This window comes from Candidatus Nitrosopumilus sp. (genome assembly GCF_029882185.1).
GTDB lineage: Archaea > Thermoproteota > Nitrososphaeria > Nitrososphaerales > Nitrosopumilaceae > Nitrosopumilus.
In genome coordinates this window covers 1-12536 of sequence record NZ_JAOULD010000033.1, presented here as the reverse complement: position 1 = coordinate 12536, position 12536 = coordinate 1, and the positions used below count along the sequence as shown (strand labels likewise).

General features: G+C 36.3%; 12 protein-coding genes and 1 tRNA gene. 9 read left to right on the top strand and 4 right to left on the bottom strand.

Annotated features, from left to right (window positions below):
* On the top strand, positions 1-438 hold a 438-nt coding region (locus tag OEW78_RS08060), incomplete at its 5' end, for a hypothetical protein (protein WP_300326718.1).
* A gap of 492 nt (positions 439-930) precedes the next feature.
* Complete coding sequence (locus OEW78_RS08055; protein WP_366523053.1) at positions 931-1182, top strand: nitroreductase family protein; 252 nt, start codon at positions 931-933, stop codon at positions 1180-1182.
* 291 nt (positions 1183-1473) lie between these two features.
* Here the strand turns inward: OEW78_RS08055 and OEW78_RS08050 are convergent, their stop codons facing one another.
* Positions 1474-2181 carry a transposase gene (locus OEW78_RS08050; protein WP_300326714.1) on the bottom strand — a complete coding sequence of 236 codons (708 nt, stop codon included), beginning with the start codon at positions 2179-2181 and terminating at the stop codon, positions 1474-1476.
* A 360-nt stretch (positions 2182-2541) separates the two neighbouring features.
* Between OEW78_RS08050 and OEW78_RS08045 the strand changes: the two genes are divergently transcribed.
* The 6 genes from OEW78_RS08045 (at position 2542) to OEW78_RS08020 (ending at position 8540) form a co-directional block, all read left to right on the top strand.
* Positions 2542-3108: a hypothetical protein gene (locus OEW78_RS08045; RefSeq protein ID WP_300326711.1), complete on the top strand. Its 567-nt coding sequence runs from the start codon at positions 2542-2544 to the stop codon at positions 3106-3108.
* 38 nt (positions 3109-3146) lie between these two features.
* Positions 3147-3362, top strand: a complete 216-nt coding sequence (locus OEW78_RS08040) for a hypothetical protein (protein WP_300326708.1) — start codon at positions 3147-3149, stop codon at positions 3360-3362.
* A 165-nt stretch (positions 3363-3527) separates the two neighbouring features.
* Positions 3528-6104, top strand: a complete 2577-nt coding sequence (locus tag OEW78_RS08035; RefSeq protein ID WP_300326705.1) for a hypothetical protein — start codon at positions 3528-3530, stop codon at positions 6102-6104.
* Between the two features lie 153 nt (positions 6105-6257).
* Positions 6258-7424: a hypothetical protein gene (locus tag OEW78_RS08030; RefSeq protein ID WP_300326702.1), complete on the top strand. Its 1167-nt coding sequence runs from the start codon at positions 6258-6260 to the stop codon at positions 7422-7424.
* Positions 7425-7445: 21 nt separating this feature from the next.
* On the top strand, positions 7446-7610 hold the full coding sequence (locus OEW78_RS08025; RefSeq protein ID WP_300326699.1) for a hypothetical protein: 165 nt from the start codon (positions 7446-7448) through the stop codon (positions 7608-7610).
* Positions 7611-7658: 48 nt separating this feature from the next.
* Positions 7659-8540 carry a hypothetical protein gene (locus tag OEW78_RS08020; protein ID WP_300326696.1) on the top strand — a complete coding sequence of 294 codons (882 nt, stop codon included), beginning with the start codon at positions 7659-7661 and terminating at the stop codon, positions 8538-8540.
* A 283-nt stretch (positions 8541-8823) separates the two neighbouring features.
* Here OEW78_RS08020 and OEW78_RS08015 read toward each other — a convergent pair whose 3' ends face one another.
* The 3 genes from OEW78_RS08015 to OEW78_RS08005 form a co-directional block, all read right to left on the bottom strand.
* Entirely contained in the window at positions 8824-9630 is an 807-nt protein-coding gene (locus OEW78_RS08015; protein WP_300326693.1) for a ParB/RepB/Spo0J family partition protein, read from the bottom strand.
* A 349-nt stretch (positions 9631-9979) separates the two neighbouring features.
* A complete protein-coding gene (locus tag OEW78_RS08010; protein ID WP_300326690.1) occupies positions 9980-11266 on the bottom strand; it encodes a tyrosine-type recombinase/integrase in 1287 nt (428 codons plus the stop codon).
* Positions 11267-11339: 73 nt separating this feature from the next.
* Positions 11340-11414, bottom strand: a tRNA-Glu gene (locus tag OEW78_RS08005).
* Between the two features lie 110 nt (positions 11415-11524).
* Between OEW78_RS08005 and OEW78_RS08000 the strand changes: the two genes are divergently transcribed.
* Positions 11525-12409 (top strand): hypothetical protein, encoded by an 885-nt coding sequence (locus OEW78_RS08000; protein WP_300326688.1) that lies wholly within the window; start codon positions 11525-11527, stop codon positions 12407-12409.
* The last annotated feature ends 127 nt before the right edge of the window (positions 12410-12536 follow it).

Genomic DNA, 12536 nt, shown 5'->3' with positions numbered 1-12536 from the left:
AATTTCAATGCACTAGTTTCAAAAATACTGGGTAATCACATTCTATGGGAAAAATATGAAAGAAAAGTTGGATTATTGCCTATGACTAAACCCTTTGTAAAATATGCCGTTGAAAAACTCACAGAAAAAGAAATAATTCATTTGGCTGAAGTGATAGAAAAAGATACATTTTCAGACATTCTTAATTTCATGAAAGGAGAATATGACGTAGAAGATTTTATAGAAATTCTTCGAACTTGGTTAAATGTTGCTTGGATGCAACACGACATAGAAAAGAAAAACAACACTTTTGTCTTTAAAATTCAACATGATTTGGGACAAAATTGGTCATTATATGTAAAAACCTTGGCTACTGAATTATTTCATGATATTTTGGAAAAAAAACTAGATGTTAAATTAACTAAAACTACAATCACGCTGGTTTTCCCAACAAAATAGATCTTTTTTCTATTTTATACAATGTGTTACATTGTGTTGCTACTCCTATATCTATCACAAAAATTGTCTTATTCATATGCACACAAAGGAGGCTATAAAAAAAGCATAATTGGCAAATCAGTATTCCCCCGAATCAATTTTTTCTGATTTGTTATTTGTCTTAGAACTATGGCTCAAACATGTATGGGATTGTGTGATCGTCTAAAATCTGTTTCAATGAGAAATGGTTTACGTTATTTGTCCGGTCAAAAACGATGTTCCTTATGTGCTAGTTTTTTTCATACTGAAGAAAATCGATGTCCTTGTTGTAAAACTAGATTGAGATCAAAAGCTCGAAGCAGACACAAAAAGCAAAATCTTCTAAAATAGATGATATCTATGTTCTTTTCATGGAAATTCTCAGTGGATGAAGATAGTGACGAAAGACCTGAATGGGATTGGCTAAAAAAGAAACGGTGATGATAATTGCATTTGTGTGTTTTGATTAATGTGATGGGCTTGTCTATGCCCCAGCATTACACTTTTGGGGGTACAAGCCTCTTTCATTTGGCCCTTGCCCAAATTGCTGCATCAGGCCTTGGATTGAGCTCAATATGGATTGGCATGATTGATGAGAATAAGGTAAAATCAATTCTTGGGACAGACTTGAGGCCATCTTCAATTCTTTGCATTGGATATCCAGACAAGAAAAAGCCTCTCAAATCAAGGCGAAAGCTCAAGGAACTCATTGAGGTCATAGAGTGAAATTAGCCCATACCAAGGACAGTTCCATTATGGCAAGTCTACAGTATATCAATAAAGACCCTGGAATTTTGTATTTTTACAGCATGAATTCTTACATGGTAATACGTATGTGTGGTTTTTTATTACACGTGGGTCTGATATACAACCACCTGACTATATCCCCAAAAGTGTAATGCTCCCATCGGGCATTAGACTACTTGCGCCCATGCCTGGTAAAGCATCTTCAACAACCTTGTACCCATGACTTCTTTTTTGTAGAGTCATGATGCAAACAATGAACAACAATGTTATTTAAAAATTATTTAATTTTGGCTCCCTAGAAATCATCCATAACAAACAAGAAATCACACACATCCTGTGACAGTTGTAAACCAACACACGATACAACAACTCTTTCTCCCTCATGGATTCATTGTATGATTTGATATCAGATCCAAACCTTCTCTTGATAACAGAAAATATCGCCTCACATTTGTTTCTCTGATGGTACAATGACTCATCAAAGATACGTCTCATCTGCTTTCTGTACCTTCCACGTGTACGTCTTATTGGACAGTCATCTTTTTTTCTGACTGGAATCATTGACAGTACATTATTTCCTCGAATCATTTGGTGAATCCATTCTGCATCATATCCCATATCCAAAACCATGATCCACGGAGTTGCAATAGATGTCATCTGCTGGAATATCTCTGGAAAATGTTTGATGTCATGACTCACTGGGTGGTGCTGTATTACAACAACGCATACTAGCTGTGTTGACATGTCTGATCCTGCAGACAGTTTTGTGTATGAGTGTCTCAGGAAACAGCGATACGAATAGTATGGCGTGCAGTGTCTGGTCTCAAATCCTGTGGTATCTGCTCCTGTAAATATCATCTTGCTAGGACAAATCATTTGAATAAATCTGCCAATTGCAACATGCAGTAAAATATCGCTCAGCCTGGCAGCTGCTTTTTGCAGTGTTGTAAAATGGGGAATGATGCTGATAGACAGCATCGCAGTTATCTCAGATTAAACTTGCAACCGTTCCACAAATGACTCGTAGCTTTTTGATTCATACTGTCTAAGAACAAGCATGATGATGTGATTCCGAAAAAAGATTTAAGTTTGATTAATGGCTGAGTAGGAATGAGGTTATGAAAGTATCAAAAAGTGAAAGAACAAATGACACTACTCCTGAAGGAGCGTTGTCCGCCGCTTTAAGCTCTACTCGATTAGGTACTTGCTATGATGGGTTTAGTCGAAAAATACTTCATAAGCAGAATGCATTTAATTTAGCCAAACTAAATGAAAAAAGATTACTTGTGTTTCCCAAAGGCAGAGGTGTATTCGAACTAACTGCAAATTCTAGTAGTAATGCTACTTCGAATTCCACTAACTACAGGGCTTGATGCCTTGTCGCCATTTACAATATCAATCACTGCTGAAAATGGCTCCATAGAATCTACAAACAAGTTTGATCATATCTGGTACGACTTTTCAATTGATTACAACTATCAGCTAAACATGGATGATGATAACGTTTTGAACATTAAGCGAGACACGGGAAACATGAAGGTGCTGAAATATTTCTATGATGAGAACTTTGGTGTACTGGAATCACTATTCATTAATGACATACCCTATGAGAAACTACCTGAATGCTTTGGAGTAAAGTCAAGTGGCGCATGTTACATTTCAGTGCCACAAGAACAACAGCTGGTAGAGATTGAAATTGTTGGTTCCAACATGTGGGGAGGAGAATCAAAAATTACATTGCCTGAAATTACTCCTGAGCAGCTAAACCCCGTATCTCCTAACCCGATTAATTCCATATTCAATTTGATACTCTTTGACTTTGTGTCTATTCTTTTGGTATTGATGATTATAACGTACATTCTGTATAGAACAATAAGATGGTATTTCAGAACAGTACGCGAATAAAATATTTGTTCTTTTATGGAATTCTTCTTTAGTTATTTGTGAATAAGAAAATTAAATTGCAGCAAAGAGAGTATGTTTTTGGAACATCCACTTACAAACAATATAGAATTAACATATCGAATCAAATCATCCGTGAAATTGGATGGAGTGATGATGAAATTATATTCATTTGCATGAAAAATCACAAAGATGGAAAAGTATTGGAACTTAGAAAACAACAATCACGTAGTAAAGATTCAAATCAAATAATTTAATATTTTGTTGATGTTTCTTTCTTAGTTAATAGTTATTTTTGATTTTTTTACGAAAACATCTAATGCTAAATTGATTTTAGTATCAAATCTATCATTACTAGGATAATTCTGGTTATTTGCTGATTTTTAGGCAGGTAATTATATCACTTTTAAGGTATTTTGACGATGGTCTTAGATTTTGGAAAAGAGTCTGTCTCCATCATGTTTGCTGTGTTTAGCATTGCAATCACCATATTTGCATCATCTCCTGAATTTACTTCTGACACGTATTATGATGACAATTTGAAGAGAAAATCAAATTTTTTAAACATTTCTGACTTGGATTCAATTTCATCTGAACAAATAGACGAAGCTGAAAAAGTTTTAAAAATTGAAAAATTCATTTTATACAATGCTGATTTATCGTTAGATGATAGAAAACTAACGTTTAATGAGGTAAATGTAGATTATGATGCATCTATTGAAAGATACAAAGATCTTAATCTAGATGAATTTTCAGAACATTCAAAAATTCGTCTTAAACTTGCAATGATTCCTGTATACTATAACATTGGAGATGAAGACCAATCAAAAAAAATACTTCAAGACATTAAAGACAATACAAAAATTAAAGAATTAGAGAAAAAATTCAGCCTGAGAGATCTGCTAAATGATCCAGAATATAACAAATCCAAAAAATTAAGTTTTGAGGAAGAAATTGTAATCAGATATTGGTATAGTCAATATGTCTTAGAATCTGAACTTTCTGAATTTCCTGGTTGCAAAGATAAAATATTCGGAAAAGTGAAATGTACTCATAATGAACTAACTCTAAGCAATAACCTAATTGATGACTTGAACTATGATTCATACTTTTTTGATATAGGAAACAAGTATCAGGAAGATCAAAGAGAATTTTATCAAGACGACATCAAATCATTTTTTGACATTTACATGAATTGGATAATAATCGGAGTCTTTATTGTTGTGATGATCAGCTGGGCAAGGATAACTCAGAAAAAAGATGATGCATCTCAAAGAAATGGATCTGATTCTGAAAACAAAAAAGAAATTTCAGTGGATAAGTTAATTCGCTCTCAAGAAAAATCTGAAAAAAATAACGACTCTGCAAGAAAAATAATTGCTTTCTCAATATTGGGATGGGTAGTCACTGGTTATGCTTTTTTTACTCTTATTGTATTTGGAAATCCTATTTCTAACTCATTTTTTAGTTCTGACAATCCAGTTGATCCCCATTATGTTGTATTTAGTATAATCGCGCTTAGTCTGTTGGCTAGATTTGTTGGAGGAATGGTGTTTGGAAGATTAAGTGATCTGCATGGACGATTGTTTGTAATCAAACTTGTCTTAACAGGCTCTACAATAGTGATGATATTTTCTGCATTTTTGCCCTATTCAGGCATCAATCTGGAATTTATTTCAATTTTCTTTATAATTAGTAGAGTACTGATAGGTTTCTTTACAGGAGGTCTTTGGCCTACTGGTGGGGTATATGCCTTAGAAAAACTGCAATTCTATTATAGCAAACATAAAGAAAACAATGATGAAAAAACAGATAAAAATCGAATTAAACGATTAATCAAAAAACCAATTCGAAAAATCAAAGGCATTTTTCCAATTACTGAAAATCCAACGCAGATCAAAACTCTCGGTTGGCAATCATCTTGGATACAGAGCGGTTTTCAGTGGTCAATTATGTTGGAAGTCACAATGTCTCTGATCTTTACAACTATTGGTATTGATTTTATTCAACATGGATCTGAAACATCACTTTCACAGTGGCCAATAATCTCCGTTATTGGAGTAGGTCTTGGAATTTTCTCTGTCATCGTGTCTGGAAAAATGAGCGAATCAGAACAATGGCAAAAAATAAGAGCAAAAATAAATCCTCTAGAAGATTTAGATCTTTACCAGGATGTACACGATAAAGATACTCGTAGGAAAATAGTCAATCTTTGGTTGATCATGGCCGGAGTAATGTATCTTTTTTATGCAACCATGGGAATAATGGGCGGATACTATACTCGTAGCGATTATTTAGTGACAGAGTGTACTGGTTGGTGTATCCAATCTTTGTTTCATCCCATATGGATAACTCTGATATCTTTAGTTGCACACATAGTGCCAGGACATTTCCTAAGTAGAACCAAGTGGAATGACGAATCTAAGGAATCAAAATTCCTCTCTTATGTGAACTTTTTACAAAAACTTGATATCCTGTTATTGCTTAAAAAAAGAAAAAAATACATTGATGATGGGGATATTGAAGCAAAATCACATGATAATGTGGATGCAAGAATAATCCTTGTACACGGGTATCTAGTTTTGTATGCTTCAGCATTTTTTGCAGTTTTCTTTTTTATTGTTTTCTTGTTAACTGGTAAGACACAACTGGTTAATCCCTATGCGAATTGGGAGTGGATTAACTTCCTGATTTATCCTGTCATTTGGATATTTACTGTTTCTATATTGTTTGTAGTGACATCCACATGGTCAATAATCCCATCAATACTGTCAAGTTCATTTTCTATTAAAAGACGAAATTTCTGGGTAAGCACAATTTACACGGGTGGTGTGATTGTAGGATTTGCAGCTCCATTTGTCTCCATACAAATCATCCAACAACATGACCATGTGTGGTTACTTGTGCCTGTGATACTTGGTACTATCTCAATTATAATTGGAGCTCGTTCATTTATCACAGATAATTTAAAGCGTCCTGGAGATGTAGTTATTACATGATATTTTTCTAGATTTTTGATTAGAGATTCTATTTTATGAACCACAAGTTGGCAGAATCTTAAGAAGGAAAACTATCTTGTGATATTGAAATATTGTTCCTTTTATGTAAATCAAACATAATTTTCTGTGAAATACCTGACCGTGTTTGCAATAATGATTGGCTTGATAATGATTATTCCAAATTCTTATGCGTTAACATCGCCTCATCCTGGTGCAGACTATAACGAGCAAGTCTTATGGCAGCAAGATCACCTGTGGCACCTTGGAAAGAATCTCTCAGTTGGGGATTCCTACACCTACAAGATATGCGATCCTAGAGCAATACAGACTTCTGCTGCAAACTATCACTATTTTACTCAAGGGAATGCGAATCACAATTCCAGTGTTTGTTATATCATAAAGATGGACTTTGTAAACCTGCTAAACTCTGATGAAAACCAGATTAACCGTGATGTTTGGGTGGTACAGGCTGCAATTAGTGATGTTGCAACAAATAGAGATGACGTCAGGTATTCTGTATTTCATGTGGATTCACAAATCTTTGAGGTAAGATCAGCCGATACAATCCACCCTGACACCGTAAAATATTCTGACTCGCTGCAAAGGACCCTGTTTTCTCTTTTCAAGTATACTGCTACTGAACCACAACTATTGCAGATCGGTACAAGCTGGGGGGAGGTAACTGAAGCACTGCGTGAAAGAGGAGCAAACCCACACATGACGGTGATTGATGATGCCCAGGAATACTCTGTGACTCAAAATAGCATACGCATGATTGACAAGCAGAACATTTCAGTTACAAGAAACATCCCAGACGCATTCAAGGTAGGATATGAGATTAACATTTTTGATCCCTTCATCACATCTGATGACAAGAAGAAAAAGAAGATGGTAATAGAAGAAGAAGACAGCAACAATGTAACAAATTACTTTTTGATATCATCGGATTTACCATTTCCGTTATCTGCTATATCTTACAGTCCAGTGCACATAGTGCAGCCCCAAAAGCAATACGAGTTTGAGCTAGTGACATTTCTTGCAAACAACAACAACATTGATCTAGGAACAAGACCTGTTTTTGAGGAATCAAAAGAGAGAACTATTCGTGAAATACCAACAGAGACGGGTACAATTGAATTAACTTTTCCATCTGATGTTGTAGTTACAGATGATGATGATATTGTTGTAGATGTAGTTTCAATTTATGATGATGATGTGGCACATGATGATGTAGTTCTAGCTGATGATGATAACATTGATCATGTTTCTGTTTACAATACTATTCAATCAGACGATGTTGACTATTCCAAAATTGCATGACTTGTAGTGTTGTTGGTTGTAATGATTGCAGTTTTTGTAGTCTTTAAGAAATTCAAGGAAACGGGATTCAAGACTGAACTCAAAAAGACACTAATGAAAAAACAACAGCAACACACAGTAAAAGAGATTGTTTCATTTGATGATAAACTGCACATTGACATCAAGGCTATCACTAATGGAAACTAGGCTTTTGGGCAATCCTCCCTTTTATACAAATGATACATGGTATCTCAGATGAGCACCAGAAATATTGATTTGGTAACATTTGAAAATGACTCTGTACTTAATCAAAAGTCAATTTCACTTCCCATAGGAAAGGTATCCATCAGGCAGACTGCCATACTGTTCTCAGGAATATTGGTTACATTTCTTGTTTTTATGACTAGTGACAACCTAATAATGTCTGGATTTGTCTTTGCAGTATTTTTAGGATTGGGATTGATTGGATCCAGAGTAATGGCTGCAGACCAGATGATAAAGAGCCATCTCATACTTTTGATAAGAGGAACCTCACTTGATATCAAACCAGAATATCTGGAAAAGAAAAAGAAGAAACAACAGCAACAACAGATTAACAATAATGCAATCCCAAATTCAAAACAAGAAATAGAATCACAAAAAAACAATAATGAATTAGTAAACAAAGTACTTTCAGACATACAGTCACTATTATTATTATTCAAGAAAAAAGACATCCAGCAAAAAGAACAACATGAAAATGACATACTGCAAGAAAATGATACACAAAAGATTTCAGAAGACAAGAGATACTCAGCTAAAGTAGAACTCACTGATCAAAACATTCTCAACGTCTCACTTTACAAAAAAACAAAACAGAATCAAATTGATAATGATCATGATCATGATGATGACCGTAACACAGTAGAAAAGATGCTAAGGAATCTCTTAAAAAAACAGACTATTGTTAAACCACCAAAAGAAAACCTCACACAGCATGTCACCATAGCACTTGACGAAAAGAAACTAGAGCAATCACAATACGCAATAAAATCCAATGACATCATTTCACTTGTCTTGGAGAACAATCCTGATGTGATGTATCAGGTCACTGCAACTGCAGATGATGACAACAACAACAAAGCAGTAACAGTTTAACGACTAGACTGCTATTTTTTCTCCTTTTAAACAAACCAGAATAACTATTCAATGATTAGAAAAAAGCCCTTTGGAGCCAATGGCAGGTATGAAAACGGTCAAAAAAGGTGCTCAATCTGTGCTATTTTCATAAACTGGGACGGCAAACACTGTCCTTGCTGTGGTTATGTCCTTAGGACAAGGCCCAAAGGATCAGCTGCAAGACATAGGCTGTTATTGTTGGTTAAGGGGTACTAGATTTGTCTTTTTTTTTAAGACATATGATATCTTGACATCTGTCTGTTTATCTTTTCTTCAAATAGTCTGACATTATCTTTTCTGCTGCCTCCATTACGTTCATGCCGTTTCTTGCAGCAAGACTTTGCAGTTTTCTTGCATTGCCCTTGTTTAGCTCAATGGTGACTTTTTGCTGGAGCATTTTCGCCTTTGCATTTTTGAGAAGTTTGGGATGTGACATCTTTGAGCTTCTTGCCAGAGTCTGCAGGTACAGCTTGCGAAGCCTTTGATCAAGGGGGATTATCCTTTCTGCAATTTTTACGGCCTTGTATACGTTTGGAATGGTTTGATGTAACTTTGTGACATCATCGCGGGACAGTTCCTTTGGAACATATTTCTTCAAGATGTCTGGCACTGCTGCAAATCCGAGATATTTTTTGAGGGTCTGCTGCGATATTCCAAGGGATTTGGCAGCCTTGCTTTTTCCAACTGATTCAGTAAGAAACACGCATGCTGCTGCCATGTCCTTTGTGTTCATCTTGTTTCTGTGCAGATTCTCAATTACTGATGCTGCCTTTGCGTTTTCCAGATCATACTTTGTACCTTGAGTCAGTAACAGAACTGGTATCTTTTTTGCACCCAATCTTTTGAGTGCCGCAAGCCTTCTCTGGCCTGACATGAGAAGATACGAGTCTTTTGACTCCTTTTGGACCATTGGCGGGTTTTGAAGTCCCTCGTTTTTGATGGATTTTGCAAGCTCTGCAATCCCTTCCCTGTCAAGTGTTCTTGCCTGCGCATCCTTCCAAACTTTTATCTGCTTTACTGGAATCTCCCTTAAACGATAAGATATTGGTGAATTGTAACGTCTTGCCATTACTGTTATCAAACGAATTGATTTTTGTTAAAATAATCAGGTGTCTCATAGTTGACAAAAAACGAAAAAATAAACTGGTCTTCCAAAACTTTATGATCAAATTTTGTCATCTTTTTTAGAAATTTATCAAAAGTGGAACCAAAAAAAGCGAATCATGTATCTGAGTTATCTTGAATCAAAATGCTGTTTTAAGCAAAACATTGTGTTTTCAGTATGCAAGAAGAATACATACTGGTGTCAAGATCCAAACTATTGCAACTAAGACAAGACTATGAAAGACACAAAAAATTACTAGAGCAAATCACAGATGATATTAAAATTCGTCAATAAAAAAGAAAAAAAGAAGATGTCATGAGGCAGCATCAAATTCTTGGAAAACAACAGGCTTTTGCTTTAGCATTTCATCAAAACCCTCCTCTATGGCTTCTCCCGACTTTTCAAGTCTTTGCAGTCTCTTTAGCATGTCTTGCAGCGTGGTCTGATCTGACTCTGCTGTCCTTGCAAGCAGTTTCTCATCCAGTATGAATCCGCAGCTGGAACACCTGTGCGAGTCCGGGGTGTTTTGCTCTGCACATCTGGGGCAGACTTTGAGAGATACAACTGTCTCAATTTCATTTTTGGGTCTTATTCCGTGAAGTTCCAGCAGCGCATTCTCCACGTCTTTCCCGGACAGATGGACATACCTTGCAGGCATCCTTGATCCCTTGGACCAGTTTCCAAAGACACAGAGGGTCTGGTCTGATAGTTTTTTTGCAAGCATTGTAAGCTGCGTATGTCGAATCAGATAGTTCCATACTCTTTTTTTGATTCCGGCCTCTTTTGCACAGCGTTTTAGTATCTTTCTGAGATACCTGTATGATGCCCTTTTCTGATTTGATGTATGGGAGTACCAGAGATACGCATTTGGCTCGTCTCTTTGCGGATGCTTTGCAAGCCATTCAAGCAATGGCTTGAAGGAATAGACAAGCGGGACTCGCTTCTTTCCAGTCTTTCCAATAGTACTGACAAGAATGTAGTTGTCCTTGAATTCCACACCGCCTACCCGAAGGTTCAGCAGTTCTCCTGGCCTGAATGCCCCTTCAAACATCACCCAGATCATTGCCCTTTCTTTTTCGTTTCTTGTCTTGGCGATGATGCCGTAAAGCTCCTTTGGGGTGAGAAGATCCTCCGGAAGTATCTCTATCTCGTCGTCTCTGTTTCTGTACCTGCTTGGCTTGATCCATGAGACCTCATCGACATATCCGTCTTCTCTGTTGCCGATCTCTCCGGTCTTTGCATGGTGGACCAGTCGCAAAAGTGCAAGGGCAAAGGATGACTTGCTTTCGCCGCTGTAGTGCCTCCCCTTGGTTGACTTTGTATTCAGTATTGCAAAGAGAATCCTTTCGCAATCCGTTTTACTTGCATCAGCAATCTTGATTCCTCTGCTGTTGAACATCTTCAGTATCAGTGAAAGGCGTGCGCCATACACTATGATTCGCCCGTCTTCCAGCCCGTGAAGATGCAGTTTTTCAAGAAAACTAATTCCTGCATCTCCCTGCTCTGTTTTCTCAAGGCGTTGTTTGCATCTTGCTACTTGTCCTGAATAGTTGTGTATTCCTTGTTCGTCTGGGATTTTTTCAAAGCTTGAGGTGATCATCTTCTGATCTCCAAAGCATGATTTTGATTTAAGGGCCCCTGAATTTGACAGGGCATGGGCGCAAGTGTTAGGATGCTCCCATCGGGATTTGAACCCGAGTCTTTGGCTTGAGAAGCCAAAATGCTTAACCGGACTACACTATAGGAGCTTGATGAAAAATAATCCAATCTCAATTTAAAGGAAATGTTTTGACTTTGCATGAATTTGTAAAACTTTGTGAGTTGATTCCTTTATAGAAAAATCAACGATACCTCTCTCATGGATATCAAAAAATTCATCGAAGAAAATGGATTATCTGGGTATCCTGCTGGCCTTGGTGGTTGTAGAATCTTTGATTTATCTTTTGATTCTTGTGATTATGATGTTTTTGTCTTTGATGGAAAATCTGAATCTGATAAAATTATTCCATACTCTGGAGAATTTGTAACTCTTCATCATGCATCTCTTTCTGAAACTCGTTCTGATGTATTGCTTCAATATGATCAAATGGAAATAATTCATGATGAATCCTGGGATTTGAGAATGATGCTTGCAAAAATTCGTGAAAAACATGTTTCATTATTTTCAGATTTTGCAAAAAATTGTCTTATCGAATCACAATTTTGTTGTCAAAAAACTAAAGAATCCCTTGAATCTTCTGATGCCTTTGCAGCTTGTTGGCAAAAATGTGCATCTTACTATTTAGCTAACGCTATTTCTGCAATTAATCGCCAACGTTCAAGCTCATCTCACATGCTGGACTCTCTTCGAAAACTAGAGAAAAATTCTATCAATGAACACATTTCTGTTGTTACTCAAACAGTTGGAATTGAGCGAGCTACTCCGACATTACTTGAGCGCATGTTAAAATCGACTAAAGGATTCTCTGATTTAGTTGAAAAAAATAATCGCTCTGAAATCATTCAACAAAAACATGATTTCTTTGTAAACAACTCTATGATTTCTGATTGTTATTTTTATCTGGGCTATGTGAATAAAGAAAATTTTGTCAAAATCAAGGACTCCTTAAATCGAGAGCAAGACCTGATTCACATCTTAAAGGTCGCATTTGATGTTGAGGCTGACTCTAATCTTCTCAAACAGCAATCAGAACTGGTGCAAAAATCTTGCCATGAAATTCTTCAAATTATTTCAAGTGCGTAAAATTCTACTTGGATGTACTAACCTTTTAAAATAAGTAAAATTACCAGTTTATCATGGTAGATCAAGCATGTGGATGCGAAGCTGACAGCGGCGATCCAGATTACTCATGTGATTGTGCAATGCAAGG

What these genes read in the sequence shown, in the direction of transcription:
- OEW78_RS08010 (WP_300326690.1), bottom strand. Translation starts at nt 11,266, where the DNA reads ATGATCACCTCAAGCTTTGAAAAAATCCCAGACGAACAAGGAATACAC.
- OEW78_RS08030 (WP_300326702.1), top strand. Translation starts at nt 6,258, where the DNA reads ATGATTGGCTTGATAATGATTATTCCAAATTCTTATGCGTTAACATCG.
- OEW78_RS08025 (WP_300326699.1), top strand. Translation starts at nt 7,446, where the DNA reads ATGATTGCAGTTTTTGTAGTCTTTAAGAAATTCAAGGAAACGGGATTC.
- OEW78_RS08045 (WP_300326711.1), top strand. Translation starts at nt 2,542, where the DNA reads ATGCTACTTCGAATTCCACTAACTACAGGGCTTGATGCCTTGTCGCCA.
- OEW78_RS08035 (WP_300326705.1), top strand. Translation starts at nt 3,528, where the DNA reads ATGGTCTTAGATTTTGGAAAAGAGTCTGTCTCCATCATGTTTGCTGTG.
- OEW78_RS08000 (WP_300326688.1), top strand. Translation starts at nt 11,525, where the DNA reads ATGGATATCAAAAAATTCATCGAAGAAAATGGATTATCTGGGTATCCT.
- OEW78_RS08020 (WP_300326696.1), top strand. Translation starts at nt 7,659, where the DNA reads ATGAGCACCAGAAATATTGATTTGGTAACATTTGAAAATGACTCTGTA.
- OEW78_RS08015 (WP_300326693.1), bottom strand. Translation starts at nt 9,630, where the DNA reads ATGGCAAGACGTTACAATTCACCAATATCTTATCGTTTAAGGGAGATT.
- OEW78_RS08055 (WP_366523053.1), top strand. Translation starts at nt 931, where the DNA reads ATGGGCTTGTCTATGCCCCAGCATTACACTTTTGGGGGTACAAGCCTC.
- OEW78_RS08050 (WP_300326714.1), bottom strand. Translation starts at nt 2,181, where the DNA reads ATGCTGTCTATCAGCATCATTCCCCATTTTACAACACTGCAAAAAGCA.